Raw genomic sequence first — 21245 nt, 5'->3', positions numbered from 1 at the left:
AGGTGTCCAAAGCGCACATCCTGATCGGTGTGGGCGGCGGTATCGCCGCGTACAAGGTGTGTTCGGTCATCCGGCACTACACCGAGGCGGGGCACGACGTCCGAGTGATGCCGACCAGGGCCGCCCTCAACTTCGTCGGGGCCGCCACCTTCGAGGCGCTGTCGGGCAACCCGGTCAGCACCGAGGTCTTCGACGACGTCGACGAGGTGGCTCATGTGGCGCTGGGACGCCGCGCCGACCTGGTGATCGTCGCGCCGGCGACGGCGGACCTGATGGCCCGCGCGGTCGCGGGCCGCGCCGACGACCTGCTGACCGCATCGCTGCTCACGGTGAGCTGTCCGGTGCTGTTCGTCCCGGCGATGCACACCGAGATGTGGGAGCATCCGGCTACCGTCGCCAATGTCGCGACCCTCCGGAGTCGCGGCGTGACTGTCATGACTCCGGCCGTGGGGCGTCTCACCGGCACCGACAGCGGTGCCGGGCGCATGCCCGAGCCCGCCGAGATCGCGGCGCTGGGGGATCTCCTGCTGACCCGCGCCGACGCTCTGCCCTACGACCTGTCGGGTGTGCGCATGGTGATCAGCGCCGGCGGCACCCGCGAGGCCCTCGACCCGGTGCGATACCTGGGCAACCACAGTTCCGGCAAACAGGGGTACGCCCTGGCCCGGGCGGCCTCGCAGCGCGGAGCCCGGGTGACGCTGGTCTCCGGCGCCACCTCGGATCCGGGTGAGCCGGCATCGGTCGAGATCGTTCACGTGGACTCCGCACGCGAGATGCAGTCGGAGATGACCACGCGGGCCGCGGATGCCGACGTGGTGATCATGGCGGCCGCCGTCGCCGACTTCCGGCCCACGGCGGTGGCCGGCGCCAAGATCAAGAAGGGCGACGACGGACCCGCTCCCATCCACTTGGACACCAACCCCGATATTCTCGCCGGGCTGGTCGCCGACCGTGCGCAGGGCCGGATTCCCCGGAGTACCGTGATCGTCGGATTCGCCGCAGAGACCGGTGACGCCGACGGCGGAGTCCTCGACCACGGCCGCGCCAAGCTCCGCAGAAAGGGCTGCGACCTGCTGGTCGTCAACGCCGTCGGCGGCGGCAAGGCGTTCGGCACCGAGGACAACACCGGCTGGCTGCTGACCGCGGACGGCCGCGAGACCGGACTGCCATTCGGCTCAAAAACTTTGATGGCGAGCAGAATCCTTGACGAAGTGGCCGCTCTCGTGCCAGATGGACAGGTGCCCTCGCGCGCCGGCACCGGCGAACGAGAGGGCAACGAACTGACACACAACCCCGAGAGGAACCGATGAGCGCCTCAGCGTCCCGTCTATTCACGAGCGAATCCGTCACCGAGGGTCATCCGGACAAGATCTGTGACGCGATCAGCGACTCGATCCTGGACGCGATGCTCGCGAAGGATCCGAAGGCCAAGGTGGCCGTGGAGACCCTGGTCACCACCGGTCAGGTGCATGTCGCGGGCGAGGTCAGCACCACCGCCTACGTCGACATCCCGACCATCGTGCGCGAGAAGATCCTCGAGATCGGCTACGACTCGTCCACCAAGGGCTTCGACGGCACGTCGTGCGGCGTCAACATCGCGATCGGCGCGCAGTCGCCGGAGATCGCCCAGGGCCTGACCCACTCGCACGAGAAGCGCACCGGCACCCACGACGACGACATCGACCAGCAGGGTGCAGGCGACCAGGGCCTGATGTTCGGTTACGCCACCGACGAGACGCCCGAGCTGATGCCGCTCCCGATCGCGCTGGCCCACCGGCTCTCGCGCCGGCTGACCCAGGTCCGCAAGGACGGCGTCCTGCCGTACCTGCGTCCCGACGGCAAGACTCAGGTCACCATCGAGTACGCGGGCGACACCCCGGTCCGTCTCGACACCGTGGTGGTCTCCACGCAGCACGCCGCCGACATCGACATCGAGGGCATGCTCGCCCCCGATATCCGCAAGCACGTCCTCGAGCCGGTCTTCGCCGAACTCGACCTCCCGGTGAAGCTCGACACCTCCGACCCGCGTCTGCTGGTGAACCCCACCGGCAGCTTCGTGCTCGGCGGACCGATGGGCGACGCCGGTCTCACCGGCCGCAAGATCATCGTCGACACCTACGGCGGCATGGCGCGTCACGGCGGCGGTGCGTTCTCGGGCAAGGACCCGTCGAAGGTCGACCGCAGCGCCGCCTACGCGATGCGCTGGGTGGCGAAGAACGCCGTTGCGGCGGGCCTGGCCAGCCGCATCGAGGTCCAGGTGGCCTACGCCATCGGCAAGGCCGCGCCCGTCGGTCTGTTCGTCGAGACCTTCGACACCGAGAAGGTGGACCCCGGCACCATTCAGAAGGCGATCTCGCAGGTCTTCGACCTTCGTCCCGGGGCCATCATCCGCGATCTGGACCTGCTGCGGCCGATCTACGCACCGACCGCCGCGTACGGACACTTCGGCCGGACCGATGTGGATCTGCCGTGGGAGCGCACCGACCGCGTCGCCGCACTCCGCGAGGCCGCAGGCCTGTAAGAGTGCGCGAGGCTGCAGGTCGGGGAGCGGTCCGCCGCGGCGCGGTCTCAGGCGATCGCTAATCTCGACGTGTGACAGCCGAGACCGAGCGCGTGGCCGCGAAGCCTCCGCGCAATCAGCGGGTCGCCGCACCGCAGCGACCGGTGGCCCGTGTGCTGCCGATGCTCGGGCTGGCTCACCTGGACCGGCCCTTCGATTACCTCGTGGACGCCAAGACGGACGCGGACGCCCAGCCGGGCGTCCGCGTCCGTGTGCGTTTCGCCGGCCGGTTGGTGGACGGCTACCTCTTGGAACGGCTCGACCGCAGCGAACACGAGGGCGCGCTGTCGTGGCTCGATCGCGTCGTCTCGCCCGAACCCGTCCTCACCCCCGAACTGGCCGCGCTGTGCCGTGCGGTCGCCGACCGGTACGCGGGCACGATGGCCGACGTCCTGCGGCTGGCGATCCCGCCGCGGCACGCACGGGTGGAGAAGGAGGCGGCCAGTCACGACGTGGCGCGGCCGATCGCCGAGCCGGCCGCAGCCGGCTGGGACGTCTACGACTCGGGGCGGTCGTTCATCGAACAGGCGGTCGCCGGAGGGCATCCGCACGCCTGCTGGCAGGCGCTGCCCGGCGAGGACGTGGCCGCCCGGCTGGCCGAACTCGCGGCGTCGGTCGCGGCATCCGGGCGCGGGGTGGTGATCGTGGTGCCCGACCAGCGGGATCTCGATCGTCTCGAAGCGGCGTGCGAACCGCTGCTCGGCGACGCCTGCGTGACTCTCGCCGCGGGCCTCGGTCCCACCGCGAGGTACCGGCGCTGGCTGTCGGCGCTGCGCGGACGGGCACGGGTGGTGATCGGCACGCGCAGCGCCGTCTTCGCACCCGTCGTCGATCTCGGCCTGGTGGTGGTCTTCGACGACGGGGACGACAGTCTCGACGAGCCGCGGTCGCCCTATCCGCACCCGCGCGAGGTGGCCGTTCTCCGCGCCCACGGCAGCGGGGCGGCGCTGCTGATCGGCGGACACTCCCGCACCACCGACGCGCAGGCATTGGTGGAGTCGAGCTGGGCGTTCGACGTCGTCGCCCCGCGGGCCGCGGTCCGGGAGGCGATGCCGCGCGTCGACGGACTCTCCGACGAGGATCGCCGCGTGGCGGGCGATCCGATGGCGCGGACCGCGCGGATACCGGCGATCGCCTTCGACGCGGCCCGGCGAGCCCTCGCCGCCGACCAGGCGGTGCTGTTCAGCGTGCCTCGGCGCGGTTACCTGCCGTCGGTGGCGTGCGCCCGGTGCCGCGCGCACGCCCGGTGCCGAGCCTGCAACGGTCCGCTGCAGATGAGCGAACGCGGCGACCTCGCCTGCCGGTGGTGCGGACGACCGGAGAACCGCTTCGTCTGTCCGGTGTGCGCGGGCACCGCGGTGCGCGCGTTGATGATCGGGGATCGGCGCACCGCCGAAGAACTCGGACGCGCCTTCCGCGGCGTCCCGATCGTCACCTCCTCCGGCGACAAGATCGTGGACGAGGTGCCGGCCGGGCCGCGGGTGGTGATCGCCACGCCGGGCGCGGCGCCGCGCGCGCCGGGCGGCTACGGGGCCGCGGTGCTGCTCGACACCTGGGCGCAGCTGGACCGGGAGGATCTGCGTGCCGCCGAGGAGGCGGTCCGCGCCTGGATGGCGGTGGCGACGCTGGTGCGGCCCCGTGCCGAGGGCGGCCGCGTGGTGGTGGTTGCCGACGCGGCCGCGTTGCCGGTACAGGCGCTCATCCGGTGGGATCCGGTGGGATTCGCCACCGCCGAGCTGCGGCAACGGCTGGAGTTGAAGTTCCCGCCCGCGGTGACGATGGCGTCGGTGGACGGACCGCCCGCGGCCGTGTCGGCGTTCCTCGACCTGCTCACCATGCCGCCGGAGGCCGAGACGCTGGGGCCGGTGCCGCTGCCCGCGGGGGTGCGCCGTCCCGCCGGCCTGGACGAGTCGGGGCCGGTGGATCGCATGCTGTTGCGCACACCGCGCAGCGCCGGGCGGTCACTGGCCGAGGCACTGCGTAACGCCCAGGCGCTCCGGAACGCCCGGCATGACGACACCGCGGGCATCAGGGTCCAAGTCGATCCCCCTACGATTGGTTGACATGAGGCTGGTGTTCGCCGGCACGCCCGAGGTGGCGGTGCCGACCCTGCAGGAACTGCTCGATTCGCCCGACCACGAGGTGGTCGGCGTCATCACCAGACCGGACACCACGGCCGGCCGCGGACGCCGGATGATCCGGTCGGAGGTCGGGACGCTCGCCGACAGCCACGGGATCGAGGTCCTGACGCCCCGCCGGATGTCCGATCCGGAGGTGTCCCAGGCGCTGGTCCGGTGGAACGCCGACCTCGGGGTCGTCGTCGCATACGGCGGACTGATCCCGCAGAGCGTGCTGGACATGCTGCCTCGCGGCTGGGTGAACCTGCACTTCTCGGTACTGCCCGCGTGGCGGGGAGCCGCTCCGGTGCAGGCGGCCATCGCCGCGGGCGACGAGTTCACCGGGGCGAGCGTCTTCGCTCTCGAAGCCGGACTCGACACCGGACCCGTCTACGGCACGCTCACCGAGCGGATCCGCGACACCGACACCGCGGGCGATCTCCTCGAGCGGCTCTCGGTGTCGGGCTCGGGCCTGCTCCGCGCCGTCGTGGACGGGATCGCGGCGGGCGAACTGGCTCCGGTGCCCCAGGACGCCGAAGGCGTCTCGCACGCCGGGAAGATCACGACCGACGATGCGCGCGTGCGCTGGGACCTGCCGTCGCACATCATCGGGCGCACGGTGCGCGCCCACACCCCGGCACCGGGCGCGTGGACGATGCTCGGCGACGCACGTATCAAACTCGGCCCGGTGATCCCGGTCGACGGCGACGCCGATGTCCCGGGAGCTATGGAGTGCGGAGCGCTCGCGGTCACCAAGAAGGCGGTCTTCGTCGGCACGGCGTCCGGTGCGGTGCGGCTGACGACGGTGCAGGCGCCGGGAAAGAAATCGATGAACGCCGCCGACTGGGCACGTGGCAGCCGGCTCGACGGAACGGAGCACTTCGGATGAGCCCTGCGGAGCATCGGAGCGGCGATCGGCGCCCGGAGCGCAAGTACCGCGAGAAGGATCTCGACCCGGCACGCATCGTGGCGCGCGATGTGCTGCGGGCGGTGCGCGAACGCGACGCGTACGCGAATCTACTGCTGCCCAGACTGCTTCGCGAGCGGAGGATCACCGGCCGGGACGCCGCGCTGGCCACGGAGCTGACCTATGGTTCGGCTCGGTCTCTCGGCCTGCTCGACGCCGTGATCGCCGCCGCGGCGGGCCGCCCCGTCGACGAGATCGACGGAAGCCTGCTCGACGTACTGCGGCTGGGGACCTATCAGCTGTTGCGGACGCGGATCGGGTCGCACGCGGCGGTGTCGACCTCCGTCGACATCGCGCGCAGCGAGAACGGGATGGGACCGTCCGGATTCGTCAACGCGGTCCTGCGCAAGGTGAGTCAGCGCGACGAGCAGCTCTGGATCGAGGAACTCGCGCCGTCGATGATGGACGATCGCATCGGCAACCTGTCGTTCACGTATGCGCATCCGCGGTGGATCGGCGAGGTCTTCCACCGGGCGCTCGGCGGGTCGACGGGTGAGCTGCAGGCGGCGCTCGCCGCCGACGACGAGCGGCCGATCGTGCATCTCGTCGCACGGCCGGGACAGATCACCGCCGAGGAACTCGCGTTGATCAGCGGCGGCGACGAGGGACGCTATTCGCCGTACTGCGTGTACCTGCCCGAGGGCGGTGATCCGGGCGAGCTCGACGCGGTGCGGGAGGGCTTCGCCGGAGTCCAGGACGAGGGGAGCCAGCTGGTCGCGGTCGCGCTGGCACGTGCCGACGTCGGCGACGACGGCGGCCGGTGGCTCGACCTCTGCGCCGGTCCGGGCGGCAAGGCCGCGCTGCTGGGGTCGCTCGCCGAGGTGTCGGGCGCTCATCTGGACGCCGTCGAGATCTCTGCGCATCGTGCCGAGCTGATCGAGAAGGTGGTCGACTCGCTGCCGGTGACCGTTCACGTCGCCGACGGCCGGTCATCGGGACTGGAGCCGGGCTTCGACCGGATTCTGGTGGACGCCCCCTGTTCGGGACTGGGGTCGCTGCGACGGCGCCCGGAGGCCCGCTGGCGTCGGCGGCCCGAAGACCTCCCGGAGCTGGTGACCCTGCAGAGGGAGCTGCTCGCCGAAGCCCTGCATCTGGTGAAGCCGGGCGGTGTGGTCGTGTACTCGACGTGCTCGCCGCATCCGGCCGAGACCGTCGAGGTGGTCGACACGGTGCTCACGGAGGTGGCCGGGGTGAGCCGCCTCGACGCTCGCCCGCTGGTCGCGGGCGATGTCTTCGATCCGGAGTCGCTGCGAGACGGGCCGTACGTTCAGCTCTGGCCGCACCGCCACGACACCGACGCCATGTTCCTGGCCGCACTGCGGAAGGACTGACGCGCTGCCGCGAGAGCGCCGGCCGCGTTCTCGTAGAATCAGCGCCATGTGCAACCCCGGCCGCCCGGCACCGATGATCGCCCCGTCCATCCTGTCCGCCGACTTCGCCAATCTCGCCGCGGAGATCGCGGCGGTCGGCCCGTCCGACGTCGATCCCGGCGTCGACTGGGTTCACGTCGACGTGATGGACAACCATTTCGTGCCGAATCTGACGCTCGGCCTGCCGGTGGTCGAGAGCCTGCTCAAGGCCACCGACATTCCGCTCGACTGCCACCTGATGATCGAGGACCCGGGCCGCTGGGCGCCGCCGTACGCGGAGGCCGGCGCCTACAACGTGACCTTCCACGCCGAGGCCGCCGACGATCCGTCGGCCGTGGCCCGCGACATCCGCGCGGCCGGAGGCAAGGCCGGCCTGGCCATCAAGCCCGGCACGCCGCTGGAGCCGTACCTGGAGATCCTGCGGGACTTCGACACGCTGTTGGTGATGAGCGTGGAGCCGGGCTTCGGTGGGCAGAAGTTCATGCCCGAGGTGCTCGACAAAGTCCGCACCATCCGGAGCCGGGTCGACAGCGGCGACCTGCGCCTGCTGATCGAGATCGACGGCGGGATCAGCGATTCCACCATCGAGCAGGCCGCCGAGGCCGGGGTGGACTGCTTCGTCGCGGGGTCGGCCGTGTACGGCGGCGACGATCCCGCCGCCCGCGTGGCGCAGTTGCGCCGCAAAGCCACCCTCGTCCGCGACGGTCGGTAGCGCGGTGGTCGATGCGGCCACCGTCGCCGCCGCGATGCGGCGTGCGATCGCCGAGTCTGCGGACTCGCAGGGACTCAGCTCACCGAATCCGCCCGTCGGCGCGGTGATCCTCGACGAGCTCGGCGAGGTGGCGGGAGTGGGCCGGACCCAGCCGCCGGGCGGACCGCACGCCGAAGTGATGGCCCTGCGCGAGGCGGGGGACCGGGCGCGGGGCGGCACGGCCGTCGTGACCCTCGAACCCTGCGATCACACCGGTCGCACCGGCCCGTGCTCGCAGGCGCTGCTCGCCGCCGGCGTCTCGGCGGTGCACTTCGCCGTCGGCGATCCCAATCCGGCGGCGGCGGGCGGCGCCGCCACGCTCCGGGCCGCGGGCGTCGACGTCCATGAGTCGGTGCTCGAGCACGAGGCTCGCCGAGGTCCGCTGCGGCAGTGGCTCTTCCAGCGTGAGCGGGGGCGTCCGTTCGTCACGGCGAAGATCGCGGCGACTCTCGACGGCCGCGTCGCGGCACCCGACGGCACCAGCCAGTGGATCACCGGCGCCGCCGCACGCGAGCATGCGCATGCGCAGCGCGCGCGGATCGACGCCATCGTGGTCGGGACCGGAACGGTGATCGCCGACGACCCGGCGCTCACCGCCCGGCGGCCGGACGGGACGCTGTACAGCCACCAGCCCACCCGCGTCGTCCTCGGGCTGCGCGACGTGCCCCCGACGGCACGGGTGCGCAGTGGACCGTCCCCGCTGCTGCACGTCGCGAGCCGTGACCCGCGCGAGGTGGTGGCCGCGCTGCCGGACGCACTGCACGTCCTGGTGGAGGGGGGCCCGGCGATCATCGGAGCGTTCCTCGCAGCAGGTCTCGTCGACGAACTGCACTGCTACCTGGCACCCACTGTGCTGGGAGCGGGCCGCGCAGCGGTGGACGACGGCACGGTCGGAACACTCGCGGATGCGCACCGCTTCATCCGGACCGGCACGCGTGGACTCGGCGACGACCTGCTGGTCACCCTCGAGCGCCGCGACTGAGCACAGGCCGGCGTTTCGCGCACTGCGCGCTTAACGGTGCGAGGCCCTCTGACGTGCCCGGACCCGGTGTACGGGAGAGCGGGTACGCGGCTGGGCCCGGCTGCGTGCTAATTTCAATATTGAGTTCTCGGGGCGGGGTGAAATTCCCCACCGGCGGTGATGCCCTCCAAGGGATGAGCCCGCGAGCGCCCTCGCGACAGCGAGGGGACGAGCAGACTCCGGTGCGATTCCGGGGCCGACGGTCAGAGTCCGGATACGAGAGAATGGCAGTGCGGCGCCGTGCCGCGATCTGTCTCTCCCGAGCACACCTGGCAAAGGAGAGACGGTGTTCACGGGAATCGTGGAGGAACGCGGCGAAATCACCGCTCGCGACGACCTCACTGAGGCCGCGCGTTTTCGTATTCGTGGGCCGCTGGTCACCAGCGATGCCTCATTCGGAGATTCGATCGCCGTCAACGGCGTCTGTCTCACAGTCACCGAGCTGACCGACGACGAGTTCACCGTCGACGTGATGGCCGAGACGCTGCGGCGCAGTTCACTCGACCGCCTGGGTCCGGGCGCGAGCGTCAACCTCGAACGCGCGATGGCCGCGGGCGGCCGTTTCGGCGGGCACATCGTTCAGGGACACGTCGACGGGGTCGGCGTCATCGTCTCGGTGTCGCCGAGCGAGAACTGGACCGTGGTACGGATCGGCATTCCCGAGCAGCTCGCACGCTACATCGTCGAGAAGGGGTCGATCACCGTCGACGGCATCTCGTTGACGGTCTCGTCCGTCGGTGTCGACCGGGAATACGGGGACTGGTTCGAGGTGTCGTTGATTCCGACGACTCTGAGTGAGACGAACCTCTCCGGCGCCCGAGCCGGGGTGCGCGTGAACTTGGAAGTCGATGTCATCGCGAAGTACGTCGAGCGTCTCACCGGCGCCGGCCGGCTCGCGACCAGTGGTGTGGAAGGCAGTGAGCCGAATGAGTGAGATCGGGACCGGCGGGGTGCGCGAGAGCGCCGAGGGCAGCGGGTCGACAGTCGGCGGTGAGACGGGACGCGTGGTCCTCGACAGCGTGGAGCGCGCCATCGCCGACATCGCCGCGGGCAAGGCCGTCGTGGTCGTGGACGACGAGGACCGCGAGAACGAGGGCGACCTCATCTTCGCCGCCGAGAAGGCGACTCCGGAGCTGGTGGCGTTCATGGTGCGTTATACGTCGGGCTACCTGTGCGTGCCCCTCGCGGGCGACGACTGCGACCGGCTCGGGCTGCCGCCGATGTACTCGGTGAACCAGGACAAGCACGGCACCGCGTACACCGTCACCGTCGACGCCCGCGAAGGCATCGGGACCGGCATCAGCGCGGCCGACCGGGCGACCACCATGCGCAAGCTGGCCGACCCGACGTCGGACGCCCACGACTTCACCCGTCCCGGGCACGTGGTGCCGTTGCGCGCCAAAGAGGGCGGCGTGCTCCGCCGCCCGGGCCACACCGAGGCGGCCGTCGATCTGGCCACCGCCGCGGGTCTGGCGCCCGCGGGCGTGATCTGCGAGATCGTCAGCCAGAAGGATCCGGGACACATGGCCCGCACCGACGAGCTCCGGGTCTTCGCCGATGAGCACGAACTGGCCCTGATCTCGATCGCCGACCTGATCTCGTGGCGCAGGCATCACGAGAAGCACGTCGAGAAGGTCGCCGACGCGCGCATTCCCACCGAGTACGGGACCTTCCGCGCCGTCGGGTACCAGAGCCCCTACGACGACGCCGAGCACATCGCGCTGGTGATGGGCGACATCGCCGAGAACGGCGAGGACGTCCTGGTGCGCGTGCACTCCGAGTGCCTCACCGGCGACGTCTTCGGCTCACTGCGGTGCGACTGCGGGCCGCAGCTGCAGGCGGCCATGGAGATGGTGGGCCGCGAGGGCCGCGGCGTGGTGCTGTACATGCGCGGGCACGAGGGCCGCGGCATCGGTCTGATGCACAAGCTGCAGGCGTACCAGCTGCAGGACAGCGGTGCCGACACCGTCGATGCGAATCTGGAACTCGGTCTGCCCGCCGACGCCCGCGACTACGGTCTCGGCGCGCAGATTCTGGTAGACCTGGGCGTGCGATCGATGCGCCTGCTGACCAACAACCCGGCCAAGCGCGTCGGCCTCGACGGGTACGGGCTGGAGATCGTGGACCGCGTGCCGATGCCGGTGCGCGCGAACGCCGAGAACCTGCGCTACCTGCGTACCAAGCGCGACCGCATGGGCCATGTGCTCGACGGTCTGGACGACATCCTGCCCGAGGCGGCAGAGGGAACTGGAGAAGGTGCATGAGCGGCGTCGGTGAACCCACCCTCGATCTCGCGGACGCGAGCGGACTGAAGGTCGCGATCGTCGCCTCGCAGTGGCATGAGACGATCTGCACCGCGCTGCTGGAAGGCGCACTGCGCGCCGCGGCGGCCAACGGCGTCACCGAGCCGACGGTGGTGCAGGTCGCCGGTGCCATCGAGCTGCCGGTGATCGTTCAGGCGCTCGCGCGCACCCACGACGCGGTCGTCGCGCTCGGCGTCGTCATCAAGGGCGAGACCCCGCACTTCGAGTACGTCTGCGACGCGGTCACCGCGGGCCTCACGCGTGTCTCGCTCGACGAGTCGACACCGGTGGGCAACGGTGTCCTGACCACTTTGAACGAGGCGCAGGCCCTCAATCGCGCGGGCCTGCCGGATTCGGCCGAGGACAAGGGCGCGCAGGCGATGACCGCGGCCCTGGCCTCCGCGCTCATCCTCCGGGGACTGGAATGACCGACGCCGCGACCGACGACACGTGGGAGTACGTCTACCGGCCGCGGTGGATGCGGATCGCCGCGTGGGTGGCGGTCGCGGTGGTGATGATCATCCACCTGACCTTCGGGCTGCTCCTGGACATCTCATACACGGGCGTCAACGTCGGATGGTCGGACAAGGTGGCGTTGATCGGCGTCGGCGTCGTGATCAGCGGCGCGATCCTCTTCCTGACCCGCGCGCGGCTGCGGCTCGGGCCCGAGGGCGTCGGAGTTCTCAACCTCGTCTCCGAGCGGGTATTCCCGTGGGATCAGGTGCTCGGCCTGGAGTACCCGGAGAAGGGGTTCTGTGCGCGGTTGCTGTTCCCCGGCGACGAGCACATCCCGGTGATGGCCGTGCAGGCGCGCGACGGCGACCTCGCGGTGGACGCGATGGAGCGCTATCGCGAGTTCCAGACTCGATACGGGGTGGCACAGAACGCCGAGTGAGCCGGAAGCCGGAGCGCGCGGCCGTCCGACATCGTCGTCGCCTCATGCGGCGACCGCGATCTGCGCGGGCAGACCGATCTCGGCGGCTCGCGCCCGTATCGATTCCACGACCGTGTCCGGCGTGGTCCGGGACACCGTGAGATAGACCGCCGCCGCGGGTTCGGGCCGCTGCGAGGTGGCCCGGCAGTGCACGGGGGAGGTGCCGGCCGGCAGCAGTGCGAGCAGGTCCCGGTACCGCCCGAGATCGGCCGGCGTGTCTCCGGCGTCCCACTGCAACACGCAGTCCGAACCGGTCACCGAGAGTTCGCGAATGCCCCCGGAATCGTCGGCGATGAACCGGTCGAGGCTCTCCGCCAGCGGGTACGCGTCCCGCGACGACTCGGCGGCGATCGCCGTGCGCCAGGCGCGCACCGCAGTGACCCCGGGGTTCGACGCGGTGAACTGCCGGGTCCGCCGGACCCAGTCCAGATACCTCGCCGGATCGCCGAGGCGCGGGTTGTCGGAACCGGGTACCAGGTAGATCTCGGCCGCGACGGGTCCGCCGGAGGAGTCGCGTGCCGAGAACTCGACGCGGATGCGGTGCTCGTCGATGACGGCGCCGCCGCGGTGGGCGGCGAGCTCACGCGCCGCGCGCGCGACGTCCTCGTCCGGCAGTCCGGCGCGCAGTGAGACGACGGTGTCCACCGAACCGCGGCTCAGGACCGCATTGTTGGGGTGCACGCGAAACGAGGTCACGTCGGACCGGCCGCGCAGATAGGCGGTGTAGTCCTCGGCGAAGGAGTCGGCGGAGTCGGTGGCGCAGGCCCCGAGAGCCACCGCGCTCATCAGCGCGCCGGCGAGCGCGAACGCCGCCGGCCGCCGGTGTCTGCGGTGCCGACCGGTCATGCGACAAGGCTAGGCGCGGCGGGCGTCTCGCCGCAGCGGTACCACCGCGCGGTGTCGTGACCGCGTCCGGGCCGAACCCGTGTCACCGGCGGCGACTAACCTGGGGGCGTGGCTGATCCATCGACTTACCGACCGGCGCCGGGCACCATCCCGACCGATCCCGGCGTCTACAAGTTCCGCGATCAGCACGGCCGGGTCATCTATGTCGGCAAGGCCAAGAATCTGCGGCAACGGCTCACGTCGTACTTCGCCGACATCACCGGCCTGCATCCGCGCACCCGGCAGATGGTCACCACCGCCGCCTCAGTGGAGTGGACCGTCGTCACCACCGAGGTGGAGGCGCTGCAGCTCGAATACAACTGGATCAAGGAGTTCGACCCGCGGTTCAACGTCCGCTACCGCGACGACAAGAGCTACCCGATGCTCGCGGTCACCCTCAACGAGGAGTATCCGCGCGTCTTCGTCTACCGCGGGGCGCGCCGGCCCGGCGTCCGGTACTTCGGCCCGTACTCGCACGCCTGGGCCATTCGCGAGACGGTCGATCTGCTGACCCGCGTCTTCGGCGTCCGGACGTGCTCCAAAGGAGTATTCCGCCGCAGCGAGCAGATGGGTCGGCCGTGCCTGCTCGGCTACATCGACAAGTGCTCGGCACCCTGCGTCGGCCGTGTGTCGGCCGCCGAGCACCGGGAGATCGTCGAGGACTTCTGCGACTTCCTCGGCGGGCGCACGGACAGTCTGATCCGAAACCTCGAACGCGAGATGAACAGCGCGGCGGAGGAACTCGACTTCGAGCGGGCGGCCCGGCTGCGCGACGACGTCTCCGCGCTGCGGCGCGCGATGGAGAAGCAGGCCGTGGTGCTGGGGTCGGGGACAGATGCCGACGTGATCGCTCTGGTCGGCGACGAACTCGAGTCGTCCGTGCAGGTCTTCCACGTCCGGGACGGACGGGTGCGCGGTCAGCGCGGATGGGTGGTCGAGGTCCAGGAGAACGCCTCGCTCGCCGATCAGGTCGGCACCTTCCTGACCCAGTTCTACGGCGCCGAGACGGACATGAGTTCGGGCATCCCGCGCGAGGTGCTGGTTCCCGCACTGCCCGACGACGCCGCGGATGTCGAGAAGTGGCTCGCCGAGCGACGCGGGGCGCACGTGAGTCTGCGCGTTCCGCAGCGCGGCGACAAGCGCACGCTGATGACGACGGTGGAACGCAACGCCACCGAGGCCCTCGCGCGGCACAAGCTGCAGCGTGCGGGGGATCTGACCACTCGGTCGGCGGCGCTGACCGAGCTGCAGGAGGCACTGGGGCTCGACACGGCGCCGCTGCGGATCGAGTGCATCGACATCTCGCACGTCCAGGGCACGGACGTCGTGGCCTCGCTCGTCGTCTTCGAGGACGGTCTGGCACGGAAGTCGGACTACCGGCATTACTCGATCAAGGAGGCGGCCGGCGACGGGCGCTCCGACGACGTCGCGTCGATCGCCGAGGTCACCCGGCGCCGCTTCGCCCGACACCGCGACGGGGCCATCACCCCGCCGCCGGAAGAGTCCGCCTCGGATCAGGCGGGCGCATCGGGGCAGACGGCGGCCGACGACGAGGCCACTTCGCGCCGACCGAGGAAATTCGCATATCCGCCGAATCTGTTCGTCGTCGACGGCGGCGCGCCCCAGGCGCACGCCGCCGCCTCGGTCCTCGACGAGCTCGGCGTCACCGACGTGGCCGTCGTGGGTCTGGCCAAACGACTGGAAGAGGTGTGGATTCCGGGTGATGATGAGCCGGTGATCCTGCCCCGCAACAGCGAAGCCCTGTTCCTGTTGCAGCGCGTGCGCGACGAGGCGCACCGGTTCGCCATCACCTTCCACCGCAGCAAGCGCAGCAAACGGATGACCGCCTCGGCGCTCGACGGGATCGCCGGCCTGGGTGCGGGGCGGCGGACGGCGCTGGTGACTCATTTCGGTTCCGTGGCCAATCTGAAGAAGGCGACCGTGGCGGAGATCGGCGAAGTGAAGGGCATCGGCCCGGCCACCGCGCAGGCCGTCCACGACGCGCTCCACGACTCCGACCGCGAAAGCCCCGAGACGACCGTCCCCGACATGGAGGAATCGCAGAGTTGACTGAAACGGATAGCCGTACGACGGTGCTGTTCGTCACCGGCATGTCCGGTGCCGGCCGCACGTCGGTGGCCAACGTCCTCGAGGACGACGGCTGGTATGTCAGCGACAACGTGCCGATCTCGTTGATCTCGCAGCTCGTGCAGATGGTGCGGAGCAGCGAGGTGGGTGCGCAGCGGATCGCGATGGTGGTCCGGGGCGGCGATCCCTCCTTCGCGGCCGAGATGGCGGCGCTGCGCCGCGATCTGGAGGACGGCGGCGCCACCACGTCGATGATCTTCGTCGACGCCTCCGACGAGGTGCTGGTCCGCCGGTTCGAGCAGGTCCGCAGGCGGCACCCGTTGCAGGGCAACGGCACTCTGGGAGAGGGGATCGCCGCCGAACGTGCGGTCATGGCACCGCTCGCGGCCGGAGCCGACACCGTGATCGACACCTCCAACCTGAGTTCCACCCGACTGCGGTCGATCGTGGAGAACGTCTTCCCCAACGTCGCGGGCCGCCGGCTCGCCATCGCGGTGCAGTCGTTCGGGTTCAAGTACGGACTGCCGATCGACTGCGATCTCGTCGCTGACGTGCGGTTCCTGCCGAACCCGTTCTGGATCCCGGAACTGCGCGAGCACAACGGCCGCGAACCGCAGGTCCGCGACTATGTGCTGGGACAGGAGGACGCCGCGGAGTTCCTCGACCGGTACGTCGACATCGTGGGCATCGTCGGCCGCGGCTACCTGCGCGAGGGCAAGGGATACATGACCCTCGGCATCGGCTGCACGGGCGGGAAGCACCGCAGCGTCGCGATGTCCGAGGATCTGGCGCGACGACTGTCGGAGGTGGTCGACGCCGACGGCCACCGGCTCTACGACGTCGAAGTGACCCACCGCGACCTGGGCAACGAATGAGCGCCGGCGAAGGCGCACCCGAGATCGCCGTACCCGACCTGATCGAGGGGCTCAAGGTGGTGGCGCTCGGCGGCGGCCACGGTCTGTTCAACACGCTCACCGCGCTGCGCTACCTCACCGCCGACGTCACGGCCGTCGTGACGGTCGCCGACGACGGAGGATCGTCGGGCCGCCTGCGCGCCGAACTCGGCCTGATTCCGCCGGGCGATCTGCGCATGGCGCTGGCGGCGCTGATGGCGGCCCCGGCCGCGCTCGAGGCGCGACGGCGCGTGGACCCGGCCTCCGCGGACCGGCACCAGCGCTGGGCGCGCGTGCTGCAGCACCGCTTCGGCGGCTACGGCGCGCTCGCCGGCCACCCGATCGGCAACCTGCTCCTCAGCGGGCTCAACGAGGTGACCGGCGACGTGGTGAAAGCGTTGGACGACCTCACCGACCTCTTCGACGTCGACGGCCGGGTGCTGCCGATGGCCGACGTCCCCCTGGTGATCGAGGCCGACGTGTCCGGACTGGAGAAGGACCCCCGGGTGAGTCGCGTGATCCGCGGCCAGGTGGCGGTCGCGACCACACCGGGAAAGCCGCGGCGGGTGCGGCTGATCCCCGACGCTCCGGCCGGTTGTGCGCAGGCCGCGGCGGCGATCCGGGAGGCGGACGTGGTGACCCTCGGTCCGGGATCGTGGTTCTCCAGCGTGATTCCGCATGTGCTGGTGCCCGATCAGCTCGATGCGCTGAGCGAGACGTCGGCGCGCAAGATCCTGTTCGTCAATCTCGCAGCCGAGGCGGGGGAGACCACCGGATACTCGGTGGAGCGGCACCTGCATGTGCTGCACGCGCACGCTCCCACCCTTCGGGTGGACGACGTCGTCGTCGATTCCGCGTCGGTGCCGGAGGGCGCCGAACGCGAGTATCTCGAACGCGCGGCGGGCCGGTTCGGGGCCCGTCTGCGGGTGGCGGATCTCGCGGTTCCGGGAACCGCGGTGCACGATCCGGCGAAAACCGCCGCGACGGTGGTCGGGCTGATCGACTGAAATGATCGCCGGTAAGGTTGGACCAGCACATCTGGCATGCTTCCGGACTCGAGACGCTCGGCGCGGCTGTCGGGCAACGGGGGATATCAGGGGACAGGAGGCTTTGAACCGTGGCTATGACTGGGGCGGTCAAGGACGAGCTGAGCCGGTTGTCGGTGACGCAGATCAGCTGCCGCAAGGCAGAGGTGTCGGCGCTGCTGCGATTCGCCGGGGGGATTCACATCGTGGGCGGCCGCGTCGTGGTGGAGGCCGAGGTGGACCTCGGCAACGTGGCGCGGCGGCTGCGGCACGAGATCCACGGTCTGTTCGGCTACAACGCCGACGTCCACGTGCTCCGCTCGGGCGGAATGCGGAAGGGCGCGCGCTACATCGTGCGCGTCACGAAGGACGGCGAGGCCCTGGCGCGCCAGACCGGACTGCTCGACATGCGCGGTCGGCCGGTGCGCGGCCTGCCCGCGCAGGTGGTCGGCGGGAGTGTCGGCGACGCCGAAGCCGCCTGGCGCGGAGCGTTTCTGGCGCACGGCTCGTTGACCGAGCCGGGCCGGTCGTCGTCCCTGGAGGTCAGTTGCCCCGGCCCGGAGGCCGCTCTGGCGCTCGTCGGCGCGGCGCGGCGGCTCGGCATCTCGGCCAAGGCCCGCGAGGTCCGCGGCAGCGATCGGGTCGTCATCCGTGACGGCGAGGCGATCGGCGCGCTGCTCACCCGGATGGGCGCGCACGACACCCGCCTGGTGTGGGAGGAACGCCGGATGCGGCGCGAGGTGCGCGCCACCGCGAACCGTCTGGCCAACTTCGACGACGCGAACCTGCGCCGCTCGGCGCGGGCCGCCGTGGCCGCGGCCGCCCGCGTGGAACGTGCGCTCGAGATCCTGGGCGACGACGTGCCCGACCATCTGCTGGCCGCCGGCCGGCTCCGCGTGGAACACCGTCAGGCCTCGCTGGAGGAACTCGGCCAACTGGCGGATCCGCCGATGACCAAGGACGCGGTGGCCGGCCGCATCCGTCGCCTGCTGTCGATGGCCGACAAGCGGGCCCGGACCGACGGCATCCCGGACACCGAGTCGGCGGTCACCGCCGAACTCCTCGACGAGGCGTAGGGGCGCCCGCCCGGCGTGGTGACGAACACCCCATCGCTCACAAGTGACCTTCCGGTGACCTCGCGAGCGGCGGCTATTAGGCTGGTGGGAGCGGGCCGGTAACGAACCGCCGGCTCAACACCACCGCTTAAGGAGCAACTTGTGACTGTTCGGGTAGGCGTCAACGGCTTCGGCCGCATCGGCCGCAACTTCTTCCGTGCCGTCGAGGCGCAGAAGGCGCTCGGAACCACCGACATCGAGATCGTCGCCGTCAACGACCTGACGGACAACGCCACACTGGCTCACCTGCTGAAGTTCGACAGCATCCTCGGCCGTCTGCCCCAGGACGTCCGCCTGGAGGGCGACGACACCATCGTCGTCGGCGACATGAAGATCAAGGCCCTCGAGGTCAAGGAGGGCCCCGCAGCCCTTCCGTGGGGCGATCTGGGCGTCGACGTCGTCGTCGAGTCGACGGGCATCTTCACCGCGCGCGCGAAGGCCCAGGGTCACCTGGACGCCGGCGCCAAGAAGGTCATCATCTCCGCGCCGGCCTCGGACGAGGACATCACCATCGTGATGGGCGTCAACGACGACAAGTACGACGGCAGCCAGAACATCATCTCGAACGCCTCGTGCACCACCAACTGCCTCGGCCCGATGGCCAAGGTGCTGAACGACGAGTTCGGCATCGAGCAGGGTCTGATGACCACCATTCACGCCTACACGCAGGACCAGAACCTGCAGGACGGCCCGCACAAGGATCTGCGCCGTGCGCGTGCCGCCGCGATCAACATCGTTCCGACCGGCACCGGTGCGGCCAAGGCCATCGGCCTGGTCCTGCCCGAACTGCAGGGCAAGCTCGACGGTTACGCGCTGCGCGTGCCGATCCCGACCGGCTCGGTCACCGACCTCACCGCGGAGCTGAAGAAGACCGCCAGCGCCGAGGACATCAACGCCGCCATGAAGGCCGCCGCCGAGGGCCCGCTGAAGGGCATCCTCAAGTACTACGACGCGCCGATCGTCTCGAGCGACATCGTCACCGATCCGCACTCGTCGCTGTTCGACTCGGGTCTGACCAAGGTCATCGGCAACCAGGCCAAGACCGTCTCCTGGTACGACAACGAGTGGGGCTACTCCAACCGCCTCGTCGACCTCATCGGTCTCGTCGGGAAGTCGCTGTAGTCACCATGGCAGTCCGAACTCTGGAAGACCTGCTGGCCGAAGGAGTCGAGGGCCGCGGCGTGCTGGTGCGCTCGGATCTGAACGTGCCGCTCGACGGCGGCGCGATCACCGATCCGGGGCGCATCGTCGCGTCGGCTCCGACCATCGCCAAACTCGTCGAGGCGGGTGCCAAGGTCATCGTGACCGCGCACCTGGGCCGCCCCAAGGGGGCGCCGGATCCCGCGCTGTCGCTGGCGCCGGTGGCCGCCCGGCTGTCGGAGGAACTGGGCCGCAACGTCCAGCTCGCCGGCGACGTGGTGGGCTCGGATGCGCTCGCGCGCGCCGAAGGACTCACCGACGGTGACGTCCTCCTGCTGGAGAACATCCGCTTCGATCCGCGCGAGACCAGCAAGGACGATGCCGAGCGCAACAAGCTCGCGAAGGCGCTCGTCGAGCTCGTCGGCGACGACGGCGCGTTCGTCTCCGACGGATTCGGCGTGGTCCACCGCAAGCAGGCGTCGGTGTACGACGTCGCCCGGCTGCTCCCGGCGTACGCCGGCGACCTCGTGGCCACCGAGGTGGAGGTGCTGCGCAAGCTCACCTCCGACGTCGAGCGTCCCTACGCCGTCGTCCTCGGCGGTTCGAAGGTGTCGGACAAGCTGGGCGTGATCGAGGCGCTCGCGCCCAAGGTCGACACCCTGGTGATCGGCGGCGGCATGGCCTTCACGTTCATCAAGGCGCAGGGCAGCCCGGTCGGCGATTCGCTGATGCAGGAAGACATGATCGACACCTGCAAGGACCTGCTCGAGAAGTACGGCGACGTGATCCACCTGCCGCACGACATCGTCGTCGCGGACAAGTTCGCCGCCGACGCGGACACCAGCATCGCGATGACGGCGGACGGCTTCGAGCAGGGCATGGGCCTGGACATCGGTCCGGGGACGGTCGAGCGATTCGCCGCGGTGCTGCGCGGTGCCAAGACGATCTTCTGGAACGGCCCGTCGGGCGTGTTCGAGTTCGAGAAGTTCGCCGAGGGCACCCGCGGGGTGGCCGAAGCGATCGTCGAGGCCACCCGCGACGGCGCGTACAGCGTCGTCGGCGGTGGCGACTCCGCCGCGGCAGTGCGCGCGCTCGGCATTCCGGACGAGGCGTTCTCGCACATCTCGACCGGCGGCGGCGCCTCCCTGGAGTACCTCGAGGGCAAGGAACTGCCGGGCCTGGCCGTGCTGGGAGTGCAGCAGTGAGCGGGGCGGGCGCGCGCAAGCCGCTCATCGCCGGAAACTGGAAGTGCAACCTCAACCACTACGAGGCCATCGCACTCGTCCAGAAGATCTCCTTCGCTCTTCCCGAGAAGTACTTCGAGAAGGTCGACGTGACGGTGATCCCGCCGTTCACCGACATCCGCAGCGTGCAGACCATCGTCGACGGCGACAAGCTGCTGCTGACCTACGGTGCGCAGGATCTGTCCGAGCACGACTCGGGTGCGTACACCGGTGAGATCAGTGGCGCGTTCCTGGCGAAGCTCGGCTGCACGTTCGTCGTCGTCGGACATTCGGAACGTCGCACCCTGCACTCGGAGACCGACGAGGTGGTGCTGGCCAAGACCAAGGCCGCGCTGCGCCACGGGCTCACGCCGATCGTCTGCATCGGCGAAGGACTCGAGGTTCGCGAGGCCGGTGATCACGTCGCGTACAACGTGGCGCAGATCAAGGCGTCGCTGGCCGGGCTGTCGGCCGCCGACATCGCGAAGGTCGTCGTCGCCTACGAGCCGGTGTGGGCCATCGGCACCGGCCGGGTCGCGAGTGCGGCCGACGCTCAGGAGGTCTGCGGTGCGGTGCGCGGCGCGCTCGCCGAGATCGCCGACCAGGCCACCGCCGATTCGGTCCGCGTTCTCTACGGCGGTTCGGTCAACGCCAAGAACGTCGGAGAGATCGTCGCGCAGTCCGACGTCGACGGTGCTCTGGTGGGCGGGGCCTCGCTCAAGGCCGACGAGTTCGCGCAGCTGTCGGCCATCGCCGCGGGCGGTCCATTGCTGTGACGCGCTGCAGGTGGTTTCACTAGTCACGACCACCATCGCGTAGACTGTGGCAGGTTGCATCCGAGAAGGACGCGACC

Annotated in this window: 19 protein-coding genes and 1 riboswitch; of the genes, 18 read left to right on the top strand and 1 reads right to left on the bottom strand. The window is 70.4% G+C overall.

What is annotated here, in order from left to right; genetic code table 11:
* Positions 1-2 precede the first annotated feature (2 nt).
* The 11 genes from coaBC (at position 3) to Y710_RS11500 (ending at position 11984) form a co-directional block, all read left to right on the top strand.
* On the top strand, positions 3-1310 hold the full coding sequence (coaBC, locus tag Y710_RS11550; protein WP_062367510.1) for a bifunctional phosphopantothenoylcysteine decarboxylase/phosphopantothenate--cysteine ligase CoaBC: 1308 nt from the start codon (positions 3-5) through the stop codon (positions 1308-1310).
* Entirely contained in the window at positions 1307-2521 is a 1215-nt protein-coding gene (gene metK, locus Y710_RS11545) for a methionine adenosyltransferase (RefSeq protein ID WP_006894816.1), read from the top strand. Before coaBC ends, metK begins: the two co-directional genes overlap by 4 nt.
* Before the next feature lie 161 nt (positions 2522-2682).
* Positions 2683-4623 carry a primosomal protein N' gene (locus Y710_RS11540; protein WP_039866785.1) on the top strand — a complete coding sequence of 647 codons (1941 nt, stop codon included), beginning with the start codon at positions 2683-2685 and terminating at the stop codon, positions 4621-4623.
* 1 nt (position 4624) lies between these two features.
* Positions 4625-5566 (top strand): methionyl-tRNA formyltransferase, encoded by a 942-nt coding sequence (fmt, locus tag Y710_RS11535; protein WP_006894818.1) that lies wholly within the window; start codon positions 4625-4627, stop codon positions 5564-5566.
* Positions 5563-6975, top strand: a complete 1413-nt coding sequence (locus Y710_RS11530) for an RsmB/NOP family class I SAM-dependent RNA methyltransferase (RefSeq protein ID WP_062367509.1) — start codon at positions 5563-5565, stop codon at positions 6973-6975. The genes fmt and Y710_RS11530 overlap by 4 nt, the downstream gene beginning before the upstream one ends.
* 46 nt (positions 6976-7021) lie before the next feature.
* The gene (gene rpe / locus Y710_RS11525; RefSeq protein WP_006894820.1) at positions 7022-7726 is read left to right on the top strand and encodes a ribulose-phosphate 3-epimerase; all 705 of its coding nucleotides are present in this window, start codon (positions 7022-7024) and stop codon (positions 7724-7726) included.
* A 34-nt stretch (positions 7727-7760) separates the two neighbouring features.
* Positions 7761-8747, top strand: a complete 987-nt coding sequence (gene ribD, locus Y710_RS11520) for a bifunctional diaminohydroxyphosphoribosylaminopyrimidine deaminase/5-amino-6-(5-phosphoribosylamino)uracil reductase RibD (RefSeq protein WP_062367533.1) — start codon at positions 7761-7763, stop codon at positions 8745-8747.
* A 119-nt stretch (positions 8748-8866) separates the two neighbouring features.
* Positions 8867-9016: riboswitch (FMN riboswitch) on the top strand.
* Between the two features lie 56 nt (positions 9017-9072).
* On the top strand, positions 9073-9720 hold the full coding sequence (locus Y710_RS11515) for a riboflavin synthase (RefSeq protein WP_006894822.1): 648 nt from the start codon (positions 9073-9075) through the stop codon (positions 9718-9720).
* Positions 9713-11050, top strand: a complete 1338-nt coding sequence (locus Y710_RS11510; RefSeq protein ID WP_006894823.1) for a bifunctional 3,4-dihydroxy-2-butanone-4-phosphate synthase/GTP cyclohydrolase II — start codon at positions 9713-9715, stop codon at positions 11048-11050. The genes Y710_RS11515 and Y710_RS11510 overlap by 8 nt, the downstream gene beginning before the upstream one ends.
* Positions 11047-11517 carry a 6,7-dimethyl-8-ribityllumazine synthase gene (gene ribH / locus Y710_RS11505; RefSeq protein ID WP_006894824.1) on the top strand — a complete coding sequence of 157 codons (471 nt, stop codon included), beginning with the start codon at positions 11047-11049 and terminating at the stop codon, positions 11515-11517. The genes Y710_RS11510 and ribH overlap by 4 nt, the downstream gene beginning before the upstream one ends.
* Positions 11514-11984 (top strand): PH domain-containing protein, encoded by a 471-nt coding sequence (locus tag Y710_RS11500; protein WP_006894825.1) that lies wholly within the window; start codon positions 11514-11516, stop codon positions 11982-11984. The genes ribH and Y710_RS11500 overlap by 4 nt, the downstream gene beginning before the upstream one ends.
* A 42-nt stretch (positions 11985-12026) precedes the next feature.
* Here the strand turns inward: Y710_RS11500 and Y710_RS11495 are convergent, their stop codons facing one another.
* Positions 12027-12869: a hypothetical protein gene (locus Y710_RS11495; RefSeq protein ID WP_062367508.1), complete on the bottom strand. Its 843-nt coding sequence runs from the start codon at positions 12867-12869 to the stop codon at positions 12027-12029.
* Positions 12870-12977: 108 nt separating this feature from the next.
* Between Y710_RS11495 and uvrC the strand changes: the two genes are divergently transcribed.
* The 7 genes from uvrC (at position 12978) to tpiA (ending at position 21168) form a co-directional block, all read left to right on the top strand.
* Entirely contained in the window at positions 12978-14978 is a 2001-nt protein-coding gene (uvrC, locus tag Y710_RS11490; RefSeq protein ID WP_045540110.1) for an excinuclease ABC subunit UvrC, read from the top strand.
* A 41-nt stretch (positions 14979-15019) separates the two neighbouring features.
* Positions 15020-15871 (top strand): RNase adapter RapZ, encoded by an 852-nt coding sequence (gene rapZ / locus Y710_RS11485; protein ID WP_051999592.1) that lies wholly within the window; start codon positions 15020-15022, stop codon positions 15869-15871.
* Positions 15868-16896 (top strand): gluconeogenesis factor YvcK family protein, encoded by a 1029-nt coding sequence (gene yvcK / locus Y710_RS11480; RefSeq protein ID WP_006894834.1) that lies wholly within the window; start codon positions 15868-15870, stop codon positions 16894-16896. The genes rapZ and yvcK overlap by 4 nt, the downstream gene beginning before the upstream one ends.
* 110 nt (positions 16897-17006) lie before the next feature.
* On the top strand, positions 17007-17990 hold the full coding sequence (whiA, locus tag Y710_RS11475) for a DNA-binding protein WhiA (protein WP_039866771.1): 984 nt from the start codon (positions 17007-17009) through the stop codon (positions 17988-17990).
* A 141-nt stretch (positions 17991-18131) separates the two neighbouring features.
* A complete protein-coding gene (gap, locus tag Y710_RS11470) occupies positions 18132-19151 on the top strand; it encodes a type I glyceraldehyde-3-phosphate dehydrogenase (protein WP_006894838.1) in 1020 nt (339 codons plus the stop codon).
* A 5-nt stretch (positions 19152-19156) separates the two neighbouring features.
* Complete coding sequence (locus Y710_RS11465; RefSeq protein ID WP_006894839.1) at positions 19157-20374, top strand: phosphoglycerate kinase; 1218 nt, start codon at positions 19157-19159, stop codon at positions 20372-20374.
* The gene (gene tpiA, locus Y710_RS11460) at positions 20371-21168 is read left to right on the top strand and encodes a triose-phosphate isomerase (protein WP_006894840.1); all 798 of its coding nucleotides are present in this window, start codon (positions 20371-20373) and stop codon (positions 21166-21168) included. Before Y710_RS11465 ends, tpiA begins: the two co-directional genes overlap by 4 nt.
* Positions 21169-21245 lie beyond the last annotated feature (77 nt).

It is taken from the genome of Gordonia sp. QH-12 (assembly GCF_001578675.1).
In the GTDB taxonomy this organism is placed as follows: domain Bacteria; phylum Actinomycetota; class Actinomycetes; order Mycobacteriales; family Mycobacteriaceae; genus Gordonia; species Gordonia sihwensis.
The sequence above is the reverse complement of the archived record's forward strand: the minus strand, read 5'-3'. Positions and strand labels throughout refer to the sequence as shown.

Coding starts and splice junctions, on each gene's coding strand:
- metK (WP_006894816.1), top strand. CDS start 1,307: ATGAGCGCCTCAGCGTCCCGTCTATTCACGAGCGAATCCGTCACCGAG.
- Y710_RS11540 (WP_039866785.1), top strand. CDS start 2,683: ATGCTCGGGCTGGCTCACCTGGACCGGCCCTTCGATTACCTCGTGGAC.
- fmt (WP_006894818.1), top strand. CDS start 4,625: ATGAGGCTGGTGTTCGCCGGCACGCCCGAGGTGGCGGTGCCGACCCTG.
- Y710_RS11530 (WP_062367509.1), top strand. CDS start 5,563: ATGAGCCCTGCGGAGCATCGGAGCGGCGATCGGCGCCCGGAGCGCAAG.
- rpe (WP_006894820.1), top strand. CDS start 7,022: ATGTGCAACCCCGGCCGCCCGGCACCGATGATCGCCCCGTCCATCCTG.
- ribD (WP_062367533.1), top strand. CDS start 7,761: ATGCGGCGTGCGATCGCCGAGTCTGCGGACTCGCAGGGACTCAGCTCA.
- Y710_RS11510 (WP_006894823.1), top strand. CDS start 9,713: ATGAGTGAGATCGGGACCGGCGGGGTGCGCGAGAGCGCCGAGGGCAGC.
- ribH (WP_006894824.1), top strand. CDS start 11,047: ATGAGCGGCGTCGGTGAACCCACCCTCGATCTCGCGGACGCGAGCGGA.
- Y710_RS11500 (WP_006894825.1), top strand. CDS start 11,514: ATGACCGACGCCGCGACCGACGACACGTGGGAGTACGTCTACCGGCCG.
- Y710_RS11495 (WP_062367508.1), bottom strand. CDS start 12,869: ATGACCGGTCGGCACCGCAGACACCGGCGGCCGGCGGCGTTCGCGCTC.
- rapZ (WP_051999592.1), top strand. CDS start 15,020: ATGTCCGGTGCCGGCCGCACGTCGGTGGCCAACGTCCTCGAGGACGAC.
- yvcK (WP_006894834.1), top strand. CDS start 15,868: ATGAGCGCCGGCGAAGGCGCACCCGAGATCGCCGTACCCGACCTGATC.
- Y710_RS11465 (WP_006894839.1), top strand. CDS start 19,157: ATGGCAGTCCGAACTCTGGAAGACCTGCTGGCCGAAGGAGTCGAGGGC.